We start from the raw sequence: 17334 nt of genomic DNA on the forward strand, positions 1-17334 counted from the left end.
CTTCAAAAAAAATTATTCTTTTTTTAAAAATAATGGTCACTTTTTGTGACCATCTCTCAGGCTTTATGCCTGAGAGATCCACACGAAATTATTCATCGCTTGCTCCAGTTGTGTATTTACAATCATCTGGCGCAATAACTCCTCTGCAAGCATTAATTCAGAAATAGAGAAAATGGCATTGTTCTTTTATGACTTCTCTTCCTAAATAGATATTGACTATGTGATTTGGATTATCTTGTGCTTGAGGTAGGGAGGTCACAAGAACCCATGGCTCTTTAGCAGCTTTTGAATGCCGTTTACTCATGGTAGGCTAATGAAGCAATGATCAACAGATCCTAATTGATTTTATGATAAATTTTTTCGCAGAAAACCACTTCAAATATCTTGCGATGAATAACAGTGTCGTATTCAAATATGCAAATTTTCCCCAGCCAACTTTTCCTCTTCCATAAAAATTATAGATCTGAATACACTTAACTAGATGTACTTTATGTTATTTGTTTCCTTGACAATAGTTTCCTAGTAAACTATATTGCAATTGGAGGCTTTAATAATGAATAAAATATCTAAAATTAAGGTGAGTGAGTTAACTTCTCACATTGGCTATTGGATGCGGCTTGTTTCAAACAATGTCTCGCAATCCTTTGCTCGAAAACTCGACTCAAGCAATATTACAGTCGCAGAATGGGTTATCTTGAGAGAAATGTATAGTGATAATGATACAACATCACCAAGTAAAGTTGCAGAATTAACAGGGTTATCTCGCGGTGCTATATCAAAGCTTATTGATCGTTTACTTCATAAGGGTTTGGTTACTCGTAAAGAAGCAATAGGGGATCGTCGATATCAGGACATCACTATGACTACTAAATCAATTTCTCTAATTCCTGAGCTAGTTGCTCTTGCTGATGAGAATGATGAAAATTTTTTTTCTGTTTTGACAGAATCTGAGCGACAAATGCTCCTTACCGTTTTAAAAAAACTTGCCAAGCATCACCAGATGCTCAAACATCCAATTGAATAGGGGGAATAATGAACAGCAAAATAATTCATGAATGTACGATAGGAGCTCTTGAAGGCAGAGTTTCATTTCCTGAGACCGTGAAAAAACTCATAGGTATTGATATTGAACGATATTATGCAGATCTTGTTCGTCTAGAAAAAGTTTTTTATGCTAAAAATGGGGAAACATATATTGAACGGTTATCATTTTCAGACTGCCCATGTTTGACCGAGCAATTTGATGTGGAAACCATTAATGCTGCAATACGTAGTATTCAACAAAAGCAAATAGATTATTCTGAGTTTTTACGACGAATTATTGCAGGAGGTTGTGTGAGTTATGTGGTCTGGATTGATGGACAGTTTGCATCATACTATGGTCGCAAAGGCGAATGTCATATTGAAAAATTTCCTTCTAAGGAATAGTTGCTAAGCAGAGCGAATAAATCGCTAAATATTTAATTCGCTCCGCTAAATTGATTGCAATTAAATGTCGCTTCTTTTATAGGGGCTTTAATTTCATCACTATCTTCTTTAATATCTGAAACAAAATAGGATAGCCTTGTAAAGGCCTCGAATTTTGCATTATGGCTAATTCAAAATTCAAGGCCTGAGCCTTTCTCTGCTTTTTTCACTGCATGTTACAAAATTTAGATTATGTTTAAATTAAATAGGATACTAATGCTAACTAAATGAATTTGCGCAAGCAGGTTCTCATGTAAAGGGTACCAAAACAGATATTGAACAATCCAATCAAAATAACTCTAATCAATCGAATAATCAAACCAGTCAGCAACCTATAAATAATGGGCTCTACACCATTTGAGGAGGCACTTTAATCAAATTAGTCTAGACTAAGTCCTTGATTTAGCGATCAAAAGGAGATTAAAGTGCCGAAGTACAATCTTATCCTAAATTTACCTGGATTTTCCATAGTAAAAGTGAGCGGATATCAACCATTATTATTAGATGTAAGATACAACCGATTAGCGCGTTGTAGTCACTGTCAAAGTAAGAAAGTACGGAAGAAAGCCTCGTATATACGAAAGGTTGATCATGAGTTAATAGGCCATAGGCGAAGTATATTAAGGTTTAAAGCGTATAAGTTGTATTGTTATGCGTGTAGCCGCTATAGTAATCAACAATTCCCCGGCATCAATAAACATCAACGCGCGACTTGGCGAGCGCAGGCAGCAGTTTTTCATGAGCATAGTCGAGGAGTATCTCAAAAAGACTTATCGGCGCGTTATAAGAAAGGCAAAGCGACGATAGAACGCTGGTATCAGCGTCATTATAAAGAACAACATAGAGAGTTAATAAATAAACCCTGTCCGATAGTCTTGGGTATTGATGAACATTTTTTTAGTAAGAAAGAAGGATTCGCAACTACCTTATGTGACCTAAGAAAACATAAAGTGTTTGATGTAGTGAAAGGGAGAAGTGAAGGTGATTTGAAAGAGTACCTAATGCCGCTTCCTGGGAAAGAACGAGTTAAAGTGATTTGTATGGACTTAAGTAGCACTTATCGTTCTCTGGTAAAAAAGTACTTTCCTAATGCAATGATAGTAGCCGATAGATTCCATGTAATTCGATTAATACAGCATCAATGTATGATGACTTATCGAGAGCTATCGAACAAGATAAAAAGCAATAGAGGTATCCTGGCGTTACTAAGAACAAGACCCGATAACTTAAGTTACGAGAAGAAAACCAAACGAGATGCTTTTTTAACTCAAAACCCAGCAATTGAGGCTATCTATCAATTCCAGCAACAGCTGCATTCGCTCTTGATGAAGAGAGCATTAACCCAAAAAGCATGTCGTAAAGTAATCCCAACATTCCTGGATATGTTGTCTGAATTAAAACAAAGCGCATTTAAAGCCTTAGCCTCTTTAGGCAAAACTCTAAATGCCTGGAAAGATGAGGTGGCTAGAATGTGGCGGTTTAGCAAATCTAATGGAATAACTGAAGGCTTTCATCGCAAAATGAAACTCATTCAGCGAAGGGCTTATGGTTTTAGAAATTTAGAAAATTAGAGAGTGCGTGTTAGGGTGCTTTGCTGTTAAATGTGAGTGCCCCTGTAATTGGGAAAGAGGCAATAAATCGTTATACTCGGGTTCTCATGGTGGCCAGAGGCAGAATCGAACTGCCGACACGAGGATTTTCAGTCCTCTGCTCTACCGACTGAGCTATCTGGCCCCGAGGGTTGCTATTAAACTCCGATAAACGTTTTGAGTCAAGTGTTGAATGCAAATTTTTTTGAAAAAATAATTATTGTTATTACAAGAGGATTTATTTCTAACTATTTATTTCATTTGTTTTTTTGCATCAAATTGCTTTTACGCATAATTTATTAGAATTTATTTATTAATTTTATCTCTTTATGATCAATTCAAGATCAAAATGGAAGATTAATTTCGATTTTGAGTATGTTTCATCATGTAGAGATGGAACGAGGGGCAAAACCTTTTGAGTGGATTTGTCTCTTATTAATTTTTTTAACTAAATAACTCTCGATTCGTCCCTTGTGAAAATTTTCGCTCAGTATGTCTAGGGTTATACAGTATCTATCTCGGGTTTACTGGATTTAGAAACACATCGAAACATTTTGGAATACTCATATTACAAGAAATCTATCCCTTAATTTTTATAAAGAATCAAATTCTTACAATTAGTGATCACTCTTAACAAATCGTTAAGGTTTTATAGTGTATTATTCACGCCTAGCTAAAACGAATCAAATATTCTGTCATTATGATGTTTAGTGAATGGACTCGCTCTTGCTCAATAATTTTTAAGAGAGAAGTGATGACTATTCATGTATTTATAGGCAGTGGACCAGCTAATCTTCATCGTGCAATCAAAATCAAAAATCTTGACCCTGATGCTCAAATTATTTTGATTGATAATCGCTTAAGACCAGAGACCCTAGATATTGACAGAGATGAAGCACGTGCCAATATTTTTCGTTTTGAAAATGAAGATGTCACCCAAAAATTAATTGCTGATGGAGTGAATTTGGATGGCTTAATTCATGAGCGTGATTTTTCCGTGGTTCAAGGATTTCAGCACGGCGATGATAAAGTTTTCTCGAACAAGCGTTTTTCTCAAATTCAAATTCGCGATTTACAACTTGCCTTCCTAAAGACATTATTTTCCAAGGGGAAAAAGCCTGTATTGATAAATCAGAATGTCGATGTAACTAACGATGCATCAATACAAAAAGGAGTTGCTGAGCTTATAAAGGGTTTAAATACTGAAAACCAGGATATTCAAATTCATGTGGCGACTGGTGCTTTAAGAGACGATAAGAAAAAACAACAAATTATTTATCCAGAAAAAACGCAACTCCTTATGCCTGAGGCTACAGAAGATGTTAAAGGGATGACTGAGGTACCATGCCATGGCACCACTACATTTGTTATCACTGGAAAAGTAACTTGTGATGATTTAAGAGATAATCAACGTTCATTGGATCTTACTAGTTGGCAATCTGCATTAAAAGAGTTTGGTTGGAACCTCGTTCGTCCACCTCGCATCCGTGTATTTTATGCCAATGATATTCTATATATTGGCGCTGAAATTCCAGCAAAAATGATGGATGAAAAAAATGCACCTATAAAAGAGTATGAAGAGCAGATAACCCAATATACTCGTAAGATAGCCAGTTTAGTCTTTCCTAATTTACCAATTAATGAATTACCGGTTAATCCTCATTTGCGCTCAAGATTCCGAACCCCTCGAGGTGAGAAAGGGACAGTCATTACTACCATTAGCTCTGATGTTCAAAATATAACTATTTTTCATCACGGTGATAGTCGCTATCTGCCGCACTATCAGACCGGTAGTGGTTTTGTTACTGGATTTTTACAAAATGAACTCTATGCAGAGGTTTATGGACGAACGTCTTTTAAAGAACTGCTGGAATTGGCTTATAAGAAAGATCCTAGGGGTGTTTATAAAGGCATTCATGCTTCTACATTAGAAGCCACTTATATGAAATTAACTGGAAATGATAAAAATGCAGCTCTAGATGCGTTCCGCAAAGAGTTGTTCATGGCCTTTTCCAGAGACATTATAGAAGAAAACAAGGCAAAAGTTGGTCGTTATTTAAATGCTCTTCATAGTCAAGAATTAGAAGCGTTTAAACAACCAGATTTGTTTGAAGAAATTATAGATCTTTATAATAAACATGTTCATTTGAAGTTAAAAGCGGAGCAATTTAAGGGCATCGATCAGCGCGTTGCAGTAGTACAATTGTTAAAAACAAATAATGTTGGCTTCTTAAATGCAATATTACCTCGGTTGCTCAACAAAGATTTTTCAAACATTCCTGAGAAACAATTACTGCATATACGCAATATGCACGTTCTTGATTATGAGAATAATTTAAAGAAGGAAGACGATATAGCTCCTCATATTTCTCGAATCGATAAAATCCTAAAGGGTGCTGCCCTTGTGAATTCTGTTAAACAACACAATTTTAAGGATATTGTCCTCAAAAATATGAAAAATCTGGCAGATGAAGATAGCGGTGAGTTAAAGAGTAAACTTACAGCACTTATAAAAAGCATCGAAAGCAATAAGAATTTACATTGTCGTGCTTTCTTTTCATTTTTTAAGGGCAAACACAGTGACACCATTAATAAGTTTATTGAGGATATGAAGCTTATCACAAAGAATGATGATCTCGAGTTAATGCGGGTTGATGCTTTAAGAACGATTATGGCGTTTAATAACAAACTGATTACTGGGAATTCTCAAAGAACACTTCATGCGTTGCAGCAAGTAACCTCTGATGTGTTTAAATCCAATATTCTCATGTCCTATGTTAAATCTTAATTACACAAACTCCTCCGACTCAGGAGGAGTTTCACTTCTTTTTCAATCTTATGGGATGAGCTGCACCAATTTTAGTGCTAGTCCCATAAGTACATTGATTTTTCAGCAGAGAGAAACCATTGTCTAATATATTGATTTATTCAGGAGTGTACCCTGCAGGTTTTTGAGAGCCCTCACCAAAAAAATATTTTTGCATCTCTTCTTTTAAAAACTCACGGGCTTTAGCTTCCATTAAATTCAGACGGTATTCGTTGATGATCATGGTTTGATGGGATAGCCACATATTCCAAGCTTGTTTTGATACTTCATTATAAATCCGTTCTCCTAATGCTCCAGGGAAGGGAGGGGTTAATAAGCCTTCGGCTTCTTGTTTTAACTTACAGCAATATACTGTTCTGGTCATGTTTTGCCTCATATTTCCAACATATAAACTTGTATAGTTTACGTGTTATTCGGCAATTGTGTACTTAAAAATATTTATTTTTAATCTGAACGATGTTTTGCCTGTGCCAATAAAATATGTTGAGATAGAATTTGCTCCTGCTCGTTAGTTAATCCGTTAAACGATACTGCTGTACGGTACGTATTTTCGTTTTGGTATTGGCTATAGACTACAGTCCCTTCAACGATTATGGGTATCATTTTCGGTTTAGTATAGATTACCAATTTTAACAGCGTTTTCTCTTTAATGAGATCAGGTGTTTTAAATGCCATCCCACCTAGACTGATATTGACCTTGCGTAGCTGAATGGTATTTGTCATCAGCATTTGTCGTGATAAATAGTCTATTTTGGCATTGAGCAGGTTAAGGTAATGGGCTATGGTTGGTTCTTTTAGTGCAATGACTTGGGTTAGTTCAGCCAACTCATAATCAATTTCTTGAAAATAATGCGCTGCCTCAAGGTATCGTTGTCCATTTTTTCCCAAAAGTTGATCCACAACTGTGCGATCAGGACACAGTTCCCCTGGTTCCATAATTCGGTAGTTAAAATAAATGTGATCTTCTACTCGAAAATGTTGACGTCTCTCATGTATAGGCATAGTAGCTCCATTAACTGCATTTTAGTAAACAAGTCTCCTTGACTTATCAATTACATGACATTCTTATTTGTTCTTCTTGTATCTTATCCAATGTTGATGGTTCTTTTTTCTCTTGCTTTGTTTCAGTGACATCTATTGATTCAGTGTAATTCAATTCATTTTGTTGCAAACTTGTTGTTAAAACGCGCATCCAGGGCATTAAAAGTGCTTCTAGTTGAAGTATCACTTTTTTTGCAGAACTCGAGAGCATTCGACTTTCATGTTGTGCTTGAGTGTAATTTGTTGCTATTCCTGCTCTGAGGACGCATTCGTCGAGAAAGCCGGTGAATAGTTGATTTGTAATTTTATCTTGTTTTACCGCTTCTAATACTACCGCATTAAATTCAGATACTCTATCCAGCTTCAAAGCAGCATTAAATGCTGCATTTAGATTTATTGAGGTTTTTAAAGGAGGCATCAGCTTTTGTAATTGTTGTTGTGCGTCAAAAAAGAATTTTTTAATGACGTGCATGCCAAAACCTTTATCGTAGGCTGTATCAATGAGTTCTTTGAGTTGTTTCTCAGTCTCAATAATGCATTTCAATTTTTCATCAGTGGAACTCATGGAGTTCATTTTTTCACGATAGGTTCTAATCGTGTTCATAATATAATTTCTGTTTCCGGCATTATAAGCTTCCTTGATTATCGCCAAATCTGCAGGGTCCAAATAGTTTGTAGACGGCTCGAAGACTAATTGATGCTCGGGATGGAGCAAGTCTTCTCTTAAGGCTGCCAAATGAACTTTACTTAGGGTTATTGTTTTGGCAGAGGTAGTGGTAATCGAATCACCTCCACCACGTCGCTTAATAAAATCCAGCATGGCCACAGAGACTTTGTCACTAAAAGTCAATTGTATTATGTCATCACCGAGCTCATCTATTTTCTTAATTTTATTCTGTTGTCTGTGTGTCCATGGATATTTAAATGGTCGGCCATCGTCACTAAATAATATGGGATTATGCAGTAATTTTTCAAAAATTAAGGCTTGTTTTATCTCAAGAAACCCGGCATTTTCTGTTGTTTGTGGCAGCATATCGTCGATAGACTTAAGGCGTTCCATTATTTTTGTTCGTAGTGTTTCTGCATCTTTCTCAAGAACGATCAAGTCGCTTAAATAAGTAGTTAATTCACTTTGTTTTTCGATGCTTAGTGGCTTTTTAAATTGTCGTTTAATTCGGATTTGTTGCTTGTGATGCTGCCATGCGATATGGCTGATATATTGAATTATTTTATCGCCTATTGAGCGCAACTGCACGATACTTTGAAATTTGGAATCCATGGATGAATCTTCAATAATGGTTCGATTGCGTCCCAAACCATGGCGTGTATGTTTTATAAGAAATTCTCCAGGTATAAGACACAAGCGTGAATCAAGAATAAATTTGTGGGTATCCATAATCGATTGATCAAAAATAAAAAGTGATTTCGCCTGTCTTAATGCTTTGTTTTGACAATTGCCGCCTATTGTATCGGTATCACTACATAGATAAAGCAAACCGAGCACATTACCAAAATCATTAATAAAGCAATCAGCTTGAAAGCCTTCACCCAAGGCTTTAATGGTTGAGTAATGAGTATAAGTTTTTCCTGCTAACCATGCATAAAATGTTTTTCCTAAAGAAAACTCACTAAGTAAACGAATATCTTCGAAAGGAATAAATAATGCAGGATGTCCATTATGGGAAATTGTGGTCGCAGCAGTCGTATCTAATTCCAGTAATCGGGAAATATTGAGTGCCATGGCTTCATGTTGTACTTCTTTAATATCACCATGTTTGGGTAATTTTATAATGGCTTGAGTACTCAGTTTATAGTGCTCTCTCTCAGTATTATAGTCTTCAATATTTAAATCTTCCGCTCTATCACATAGATGACGTAACTGCCGTTTTACACTATCAAGACTGATTAACGAGATTTTTTCTGTTACACCACCTGCGTTTTCTTGCAAGGTGCAATAACAGAGGTCCGCTCCATTGTCTTGTGGAATAATAATTCGTTTTAATTCATTTAATTTATTGAGATCGACTAAGATATTTAATTTTTTTTCTGCTTTTTCTCTTTCTGAGTTATTATCAGATAGCCGTGCTATTTCCTCTTCATAGCGTTGAATTAATGCTGTGATTTGCAATGAGTCGGATGCATCAAACGGTTTGGTTTCTGGAAAGGTTTGTATCAGGGTATAAAGCTTTGCTCTACTATTGACTACTAAATCATCTAACTCGCTATCAACATCTTGAGGTATACTGGTTGGGCGTTCGTAGTAATTATCTTTGGGTAATCGAATAATGTCATGTGCGTTCAGGGTGTAGCGTATACCTTCCTCTGCCTTTTTGAGATCAACGCTTTTTAATAGAGGAGGGGAGCCTTCTTTTTCAAAAGTAGCCGAATATTTAATGACACCACAAAACTCCCGCCACTGATCCTGGTCTGTTTCCAGAGTTTGCAGGTTAAATAAGCCACTATTATGAAGATCAATATGATCTAATAACTTGTCCAGATCGGTATAAAGAGCCAGATCTAGATCTTGCAGCTCCACTGTAACAGGATTTTCACTTTCTTCTTCTAAAAAACGTTTAATAATCCTGTTTTTTTGCTCCAACTCCATTGGTTATATCCTTATTAAACCAACTTGACCTATTTATAAATATAGACAACTTTTACCTTTTTGGTCAAAAAGTACATTAGGGATTTCCGTATAATAATCAATACAAATACAGATGAAAACTAGGGACTGTTTACAATTGCTTCATTAGCCTGGGTTCCGCGCTTTGCGCGGAACCCAGTAAAGGCGGCATTAAAAACAGGTACATTTTAGTGTGTCTTTGTATCGAACCCGCGCATAAAGTAGGCGGACCAAATGAAATGTCAACAGACTCTAGAGTGATTTGATTTTTTTATTAAGTTTAAGTCGAAAAAACAAGTACTGGATAATGAGCGCGCTTCCCTGCGTTTTTTATATTTTTTATTGTTATATACTGACACCCACGCTTTCTTGGTGATTTTCTGCTTGGGACAACGGCTGCTGAAAAATCTCTTCAACTCGTGGATGTCGTGATCTTATCTCCCCACGGAAGAGGGTGGAGCCGACTCGATGAATAGACCTTCTTTTAATCTGTGGATCATCTACGTCCTTAAAACCATTTGCAAGCGCTGTAAAAAATCTATAGTTTTCTGTAAGAGTAAGAGATGTTTTTCTCATATGTTGCGGTTTCTCTTCGGTTTGAGACGTGAATTTTTGGGGCTCGGTGGCAGGTACATCAGCCGAGTTTTTCAAAGAAGGAAGTTTGTTTTCTGATTTTTTAGTATTTTTCTTTACAACCATCGTTTCAGAAGGTAGAAGCTCCTCATCTAATTCTTCATCCTTTTCTTTTGAGGAGATTAGAGGCGTGTCTTGGGCTTCCTTGGCGGCTTTTGGCGTATCAACTCTTTGTTCATCCTCAGGGATTGACTCACTGTTGTTTAATGCTCTTATCTCATCAAAATGTACTTTAAAGTACTCTTTAAAGTTATTTGCTTGAGTAATGCCCAAACTATCGAGTTCTTCTGGTGGCAAGAATTCAAATTGAATAAAATGAGTTCGAAAGTTTTGATCATTATAATCTAGTGGAATCTTTATCATGTCTGCTGTGGTTACTCTTGCAACTCTGAAAAAGCCAAAGGAGAGACTATGTACCATTTTTCTCCACCAGCTTGCAGAATTCCAATCATTGAGTAAAAGGGCCGCTTCAATATCTTGAGAAATTCCGGAAAAATATTTTTTTGAATAATTTTGATAACATTTTGTTGCTAACTTTTCAGCGATATGGTTTAGACGAGGTTCTGTAGGATTGCGATCTGAAATGGCAGAAAAAACTACGTTTGCTCGCTCTAAATAGTTTGTATCTTTAAACACATTGGAGTCCAGGAGTTTTTTAACCTCTTTTAATTCACGATCAATACCCAAGGTTTCTGAAGATAACTCCCGTTCAAGATGTTCATAGAAATCGTCGGTCTTATGATTAAGAAAGGGTAGCAATCTCGTGAACTGTTCTATTGTAAGCCTATTTCCTTCTTCATAACGTGTTAGTTCGTCAATAAGTATGGACAAGTTGGTAATGGCACGATTGGGCTTATGAAAATGAGCGAGTACACTACCTTGTTCCTCACTTGTCTTTTTGGGTTTTTTACCAAGTTGGGCCACGATCAGAAATTCTTTGAGGGCTTTACCCATTTGATATGACATCAGTTGTTCTATGTCGATGAGAGTCGTGCGTGCTTTACGCGAGTAATTCTCACATTCCTCATCGAGACAAGCCAGATATTGCGGTGGGGCATAACGCGGAGAACAGCGTAGGTTATTGGCAAGTGGGTTAGGGGAACGGACAAAAGCTTTGCGATCACTGACTAGTAGTTTATTTTTGTGTACCAAAAAATTACTTAATTTAATATCAGGATGATAGGCACCTGCTTCTTTGAGTTTGAGGCAAAAATCATTAATCTGATTAAAATAATATTTTGCTGTTGCCGCGATTGTTTGTTGGGAGGCCCCGTTTAGTTTTTTTGCGACGTGAATTAAACTTCCCTGCTCAGCAAATTGGCTTATTACCACTGGTTTGTATTCAATTTCTTGATGATCTTCAGTTTTGAATTGCATCATAAATAGAGCAGCATCATTAACGAAATATTTTGCTACTGGAAACGAGTGAAGATCTTGTTCAAAACTCAAATCATTTCGATCTTCTACGCGAAAAACAAGATATTTTTCCCAGCGTTTCATTTTGAATTTATAGTTGAAATTATTGACCTGTTTTTTGCTTAGAGGTTCTGTCATATACTCAGAACTTCTTAGGTCGCTATCACCCTTAATTGCACTGATTTTTTCTTTGGCCAGGTGTAAAATTTGCGCATGTTCATCCAGATTGGCTTTGAGAACGGCATCGCGCTCTGCCAGTAGGTTAAGACGATAACTTGTGTCCAAAAATTGTTCTTTTACATGGTTGTCAAAAGGCGCATTGCTTTTTAATAATGCATCACGTTTTTGCATGAGCTGGTAGATGTCTTCGTCTTCCTGTATTTTTAATTCAGGCTTTGCTATGTGTTTTGCTACAGCATTTGCAAATTGGAACCCTTTGAAAAGGAACGAACCGTCAGGATTTATTCCATGAGCTTCCAGATGAGCTTGCCAACTTTCATTATCTTTTGCTGCAAGCCACTTATATTCTCCCTCAGATATGGGGGTTGCATTGATGTAATAATTGATTTTTTGTAACTGGAATAAACGTTGGACTTCATCTTCGGCGGGTATTTTATTAAATTCCTGTATTAGCTTTCTTAGCTTTCGGTGTTTCGCACTAATTGGTTCTATTTTTAATCTCACGGGTACTCCAATGTCAAAAATCAAAAAAAATGGAGTTAATATTTATATTCACTATGAGATTTCATTTCCGTGTGACAAGTTAAGAAAGAATTAGTGAGATTTCAAATATCACTCGCATCAGTAATTTTAAAAATTGCGTAAAATTACAGCATAGTCCTCTTTATGTTTCAAGGATTAAAAGTGATCAGAAGGTGGATAATTGTATCATATTGATTTTTAAAAATTTATAATAAAGCCATTAAGACATTTTAGTTTATTAGGTCCACTTTAGATGATGTAATTACTAAGAAAACTACTATCTTAAGTAGTCTGTTTTATGATTTAATATTTACTATTTCCAGTATAAGAAAGGTTTATCATGACTTTTGTAGTAACAGAAAGTTGTATTAAGTGTAAGTACACTGATTGTGTTGAAGTATGTCCTGTTGATTGTTTTTATGAGGGACCGAACTTTTTGGTAATTCATCCCGATGAATGCATCGATTGTGCCTTGTGCGAACCGGAATGCCCGGTCAATGCGATTGTTTCTGAAGATGATTTAACTTCCGAACAGCAGCAATTTAAAGAATTAAATGCAGAGCTTGCTAAAACATGGCCTAATATTACAGCCAAAAAAGATGCGCTGTCTGATGCCAAAGATTGGGATGAGGTTAAGGATAAACTTCAGTATTTACAAAAAGAGTGGTAGAAATCAGTTCGCTTGCTGAATCATGTCAGCGAATTTTTAGTGAGAAAGGACGACTTTCCACTGCTATTCCGGGCTTTGTGGCGCGTAAGCCACAGTCCGATTTGGCTGTGGCAATTGCAACGGCAATTGAAGAGAAATCAATTTTAATTGCTGAAGCGGGCACAGGAACCGGCAAGACGTTTGCCTATTTGCTCCCTTGTTTGTTAAGTGGAAAAAAAGCGCTGATTTCTACAGCAACCAAAACCTTGCAAGATCAACTCTATCAAAAAGATTTACCCACTTTAGTAAGAGCCATGGGGCTGTCCGCGCGGATCCAAAACCTCAAAGGCCGATCTAATTATATCTGTCAATATCGCGTTGAATTGCACTCCGAAGAGGGGCAATTTCAAACCCCACAATGTGCCCATGAAGTCGCACATGTACGCAGTAAATTATCACAAATGAAAAATGGCGATCGATCTGAATTGCCTGAGTTGAGTGAAGATTCTCCAGTTTGGCATTATGTGACTTCAACAGTGGATAATTGCTTGGGTATTGAATGCCCTAATCATGAAACATGCTTTTTACTCAAGGCTCGTAAACGTGCACTGGATGCTGATGTAGTCGTGATTAATCATCATCTCTTTTTCGCTGATTCACGCTTGAAAGAAGAAGGATTTGGAGAGTTATTACCTGGTGTTGATGTAGTTATTTTTGATGAGGCGCATCAACTTGCTGAAATAGCCACTCATTTTAATGGCGAGCGCGTTGGAACACGTCAATTTCGAGATTTATTAGATGATCTTATTAAAGAATGGCCTGTTGTAGATCTTGCAAATCAACCTTTGAAAGCATTAAGTCATAAAGCAGACAAATTAATGGATGAGTTATTGAGTAGTTTACCCAGGATGGATGAGCGAATCAGTTGGGAAGAAATAAAACACAACAAATCCTTTATGAATGCCTGGACTGAGTGGTTGGCATTAAAAGACGAGGTGATGGAATGTTTCAGCGACCTCTCACTTGCTGAATATCCTGGTCTTGCGCGCTGTAAAGAGCGCTTGATGGAGTTGACTCGAGTCTTATTATTTTTTACCCAAGAAAGTAATAATAGAATACGTTGGCTCGAGCGTTTTAAACATACTTTAGTTTTTCATGTTACTCCATATGATGTTGCTGAGCCATTCAGTAATTTACTCAAGCGCCAAGATAATACGTATGTGTTTACCTCAGCCACTTTAACGATAGCAGACTCTTTTGATTGTTTTTGTAAACCATTAGGATTGTTTGAAGCCAAGACTTTATTATTGCCGAGTCCTTTTGATTATCGACAACAAGCGTTGTTGTATTTGCCTAGGGGATTACCCGATCCTAAGGACTCAACCTATTATGAATTATTAGTATCTCGAGCCATTCCTCTCATTGAAGCTTTGGGCGGTCGTTGCTTTATTCTATTTACCAGTCATAAAGCGTTAAAACAAGTTGCTCAAATGATGGGCAATATTTTAAACTATCCCTTATTAATTCAGGGAACCGAGGCAAAACCCATTTTATTGGAACGTTTTAGGCAATTAGGTAATGCTGTTTTATTGGGTACAGCAACTTTTTGGGAAGGAGTGGATGTGAAAGGTGAAGCTCTTTCTTGTGTTATTATTGATAAATTACCGTTTTCTAGCCCGGTTGATCCGGTGGTTCGTGGGAGGATGGCTTATTTGAAGGAAAAAGGTCTGTCGGGTTTTGATGAGTTATCTTTACCTGGGGCTGTAATTGCTTTAAAGCAAGGGGTAGGGCGTTTAATTCGCGATAATACCGATAGAGGTGTTTTAATGATTGCAGATCCTCGTCTGACCAGCAGAGATTACGGCGGGCGTATCCTGGCCAGCTTGCCGCAATTACCGAAAACGCGTGATGAACAAAAAGTGCTTAACTTTATTAAAGAATTAGAGCTGGATTATGAAACTGTTAGCGATTGATACATCTACAGAAACAGCCAGTGTGGCTTTGTTAACTGGAGAAGAATTACTTTGTGAGGAACAAAGTAATCAAAAAACACATGCGCAATTTATTTTACCGATGATCGATAAGTTGATGGTGACTGCCGGTTTACAAATGAACCAGCTGGATGCCATAGTATTTGGTCGAGGACCTGGTAGCTTTACCGGCTTACGTATTGCATGCAGTATTGCAAAAGGCCTGGCTTATGCTCATGATTTGCAGTTGATTCCAGTGAGTAGCCTCGTTGCAATTGCTTGGTCAGTTCGTCAGCAAAATAAAATGAACCTTGCACCCGTATTGGCGGTGTTAGATGCGCGTATGCATGAGATGTATTGGGCTTATTTTGCCGAGAATCAGTGGGAAGCAGAGGAGAACGTTAATCCAGTGCATGAACTTAGCCTCCCTGAGAAGCACCCTGTAATTCTTGCCGGAGCGGGAATAGATTTATATTGGAATGATTTTACTCCCGAAATTAAATCACAAATAAGTGATAAAATAATAATGAATCCTTCTGCGGCAGCCATGATTCAGTTTGCTCAGTGTTCTGCGCAAAAACCTGTTTCTGCTGCTCAAGCGCAACCCGTATATGTACGAAATAAAGTGACTTAGTCTCATAGGAGAATTTTGTGGATAAAAAACTATTGGAAATATTAGTATGTCCTTTATGTAAGGGAAAATTATTGCTAAATAAACAAGAACTTATTTGTAAATTCGATCGTTTGGCATTTCCGATTCATGATGATATTCCGGTTATGTTGGAACATGAAGCTCGAGTTATTTCATTAGAAGAAAAGGATGAGTTATAACAAGATTGAGCTGGAATTTGTAGCCTGGACACCCAGGCTACACTGATTATGATTTTGTAATATATTTCTTACGCCAGTACAGTAAAAATGCGGGCATCATCATGAGCGCGATTCCTATAGAAAAAACCAGGCGAAAATGTGCGGCACTACCAAAGTTCATAAATTCAACTGGCGGGATGAAACCTACAATTAAGGTCATAGTACATCCACACAAGCCCAAAATACAGGTCAAATAGTAACCGAATTTTTTCCCAGGTATCGCAAAAGGTCTCTCAAGGTGTGCATACTTGCTTTTTAATTTCCAGGCTGCGATAAACATCAGTACATACATCATGATGTAGAGCTCGGTGCTTAGGGCGGTAAATAACCAATAGATGGCATTCACACTAGGAAATAACAGAAAACCACTGCATAAAAGCGTCACTAAAATTGCTTGGGTGATTAATATTCGAGAAGGCATGCCGCGTTTGTTTAATTGGCACATAAATTTTGGAAGGAAGTTATGATTGGCTGCCATGAGCAGGCCTTTAGCTGGTGAAATTATCCAGTTGATCATACTACCTAAACTCCCTAATAGAAGTAATGCGATTAGGATAGGTAAAAGCCATTCCAGATTATATGCCTGGAAAAAGTTATTAAAAGCCTGAGGTACTCCATCAATTAGACTGATTTTCTCTTTTGGCAGTACAAACGCGATGGCTAAAGAACCAAAAATCATGGTGGTTAAGATAAGCAATACTGAAAAATACATTGCCCGAGGAAAATTTGTTTGTGGTTTATGTACGTTACGAACATGTACTGCGGCGAGCTCCATACCCAAAAATGAAGTCATTATCGCCGTGAGTGATACCCAGGATTGACTGTCTTTCCAGTGTGGTATTAAATGAGACAAGCTCATATCAATTGCTATAGGATTACCTTTAATAACCCAAATTAGCGCAAGCAGAATAATAAATCCCATGGGGAGTATCATTCCCAATATGGCGCAAAGACCTGCAAAGTGTGCTGAAGCGCGTAATCCAGATAAGGCGACGAGTGTTAATGACCAAAATATAACCAGGATTACTGAGATCAAATAATATTTATTTTGGGCTAGTTCAGGATTGATTAAATAGGCCATCACGCCTGCAATGAAGGATAAAATGGTTGGATACCAGACTAATGTATTGATCCATTGCAGCCAAATAGTAAAAAAGGCTAAATTTTCGCCATACGCATGTTTAACCCAACTATAAATTCCACCTTCTTCATCAGACCAGGTGGAGGATAATTCGGCTGCTACTAAAGCAACAGGGATTAAGAAAACAATTGCGGAAAAGATAAAGAAAAAAATCAACGAGGAACCGAATAGGGCGGTACCGGGGAGATTTCTAATGCTATCGATTGCACCGGTAATCAGTAAGACCAAAGCGAATACAGATATTTTTTCAGAAGACCAATTGTTCATTAATTAAAACGACTCATTAAAAATGCAAGGCATTATATAGGAAGTTGGTGAAGGGCGTTACTGTTTATTTTATCATAAAGCAATAACCTTTGTTACTTTTATGAAAATCAAGCGGCTCTAGCGCACCAATAATCTCTTC

General features: G+C 37.1%; 14 protein-coding genes and 1 tRNA gene. 8 read left to right on the forward strand and 7 right to left on the reverse strand.

Annotated features, from left to right (window positions below; all coding sequences use genetic code 11):
• Positions 1 to 157: 157 nt before the first annotated feature.
• On the reverse strand, positions 158 to 304 hold the full coding sequence (locus DGG96_RS20895; RefSeq protein ID WP_158618888.1) for a hypothetical protein: 147 nt from the start codon (positions 302 to 304) through the stop codon (positions 158 to 160).
• Positions 305 to 553: 249 nt separating this feature from the next.
• Between DGG96_RS20895 and DGG96_RS14160 the strand changes: the two genes are divergently transcribed.
• The 3 genes from DGG96_RS14160 to DGG96_RS14170 all read left to right on the forward strand — a co-directional run bounded on the left by DGG96_RS14160 (position 554) and on the right by DGG96_RS14170 (position 3038).
• A complete protein-coding gene (locus DGG96_RS14160) occupies positions 554 to 1024 on the forward strand; it encodes a MarR family winged helix-turn-helix transcriptional regulator (protein ID WP_110143307.1) in 471 nt (156 codons plus the stop codon).
• 8 nt (positions 1025 to 1032) lie between these two features.
• Complete coding sequence (locus DGG96_RS14165; protein ID WP_110143308.1) at positions 1033 to 1428, forward strand: DUF1398 family protein; 396 nt, start codon at positions 1033 to 1035, stop codon at positions 1426 to 1428.
• Positions 1429 to 1892: 464 nt separating this feature from the next.
• Positions 1893 to 3038, forward strand: a complete 1146-nt coding sequence (locus DGG96_RS14170) for an ISL3 family transposase (RefSeq protein ID WP_110143309.1) — start codon at positions 1893 to 1895, stop codon at positions 3036 to 3038.
• 87 nt (positions 3039 to 3125) lie between these two features.
• On the opposite strand, the gene DGG96_RS14175 is transcribed toward DGG96_RS14170, so the two are convergent.
• A tRNA-Phe gene (locus tag DGG96_RS14175) sits at positions 3126 to 3201 on the reverse strand.
• A 609-nt stretch (positions 3202 to 3810) separates the two neighbouring features.
• On the opposite strand from DGG96_RS14175, the gene DGG96_RS14180 reads away from it, so the two are divergent.
• Positions 3811 to 5844, forward strand: a complete 2034-nt coding sequence (locus tag DGG96_RS14180) for a hypothetical protein (protein ID WP_110143310.1) — start codon at positions 3811 to 3813, stop codon at positions 5842 to 5844.
• A gap of 136 nt (positions 5845 to 5980) precedes the next feature.
• Here the strand turns inward: DGG96_RS14180 and DGG96_RS14185 are convergent, their stop codons facing one another.
• The 4 genes from DGG96_RS14185 to legK7 form a co-directional block, all read right to left on the reverse strand.
• Entirely contained in the window at positions 5981 to 6247 is a 267-nt protein-coding gene (locus DGG96_RS14185; protein WP_110143311.1) for an oxidative damage protection protein, read from the reverse strand.
• Between the two features lie 80 nt (positions 6248 to 6327).
• Entirely contained in the window at positions 6328 to 6885 is a 558-nt protein-coding gene (locus tag DGG96_RS14190; RefSeq protein WP_110143312.1) for a PilZ domain-containing protein, read from the reverse strand.
• Between the two features lie 46 nt (positions 6886 to 6931).
• Positions 6932 to 9529: a hypothetical protein gene (locus tag DGG96_RS14195; protein ID WP_110143313.1), complete on the reverse strand. Its 2598-nt coding sequence runs from the start codon at positions 9527 to 9529 to the stop codon at positions 6932 to 6934.
• A gap of 363 nt (positions 9530 to 9892) precedes the next feature.
• Entirely contained in the window at positions 9893 to 12280 is a 2388-nt protein-coding gene (legK7, locus tag DGG96_RS14200) for a LegK7 family Dot/Icm T4SS effector kinase (protein ID WP_110143314.1), read from the reverse strand.
• Between the two features lie 358 nt (positions 12281 to 12638).
• On the opposite strand from legK7, the gene fdxA reads away from it, so the two are divergent.
• Genes fdxA through DGG96_RS14220 form a run of 4 tightly spaced genes read left to right on the forward strand, consistent with a single transcriptional unit; the run spans position 12639 to position 15748 of the window.
• On the forward strand, positions 12639 to 12968 hold the full coding sequence (gene fdxA, locus DGG96_RS14205) for a ferredoxin FdxA (RefSeq protein ID WP_110143315.1): 330 nt from the start codon (positions 12639 to 12641) through the stop codon (positions 12966 to 12968).
• Complete coding sequence (locus tag DGG96_RS14210) at positions 12962 to 14920, forward strand: DNA repair helicase YoaA (protein ID WP_110143316.1); 1959 nt, start codon at positions 12962 to 12964, stop codon at positions 14918 to 14920. Before fdxA ends, DGG96_RS14210 begins: the two co-directional genes overlap by 7 nt.
• The gene (gene tsaB / locus DGG96_RS14215; protein WP_110143317.1) at positions 14901 to 15551 is read left to right on the forward strand and encodes a tRNA (adenosine(37)-N6)-threonylcarbamoyltransferase complex dimerization subunit type 1 TsaB; all 651 of its coding nucleotides are present in this window, start codon (positions 14901 to 14903) and stop codon (positions 15549 to 15551) included. Before DGG96_RS14210 ends, tsaB begins: the two co-directional genes overlap by 20 nt.
• A 17-nt stretch (positions 15552 to 15568) precedes the next feature.
• Positions 15569 to 15748, forward strand: coding sequence for a Trm112 family protein (locus DGG96_RS14220; protein WP_110143318.1), 180 nt, complete (start codon positions 15569 to 15571; stop codon positions 15746 to 15748).
• A 46-nt stretch (positions 15749 to 15794) separates the two neighbouring features.
• Here the strand turns inward: DGG96_RS14220 and DGG96_RS14225 are convergent, their stop codons facing one another.
• The gene (locus DGG96_RS14225; RefSeq protein WP_110143319.1) at positions 15795 to 17195 is read right to left on the reverse strand and encodes an APC family permease; all 1401 of its coding nucleotides are present in this window, start codon (positions 17193 to 17195) and stop codon (positions 15795 to 15797) included.
• Positions 17196 to 17334: the final 139 nt, after the last annotated feature.

It is taken from the genome of Legionella qingyii (assembly GCF_003184185.1).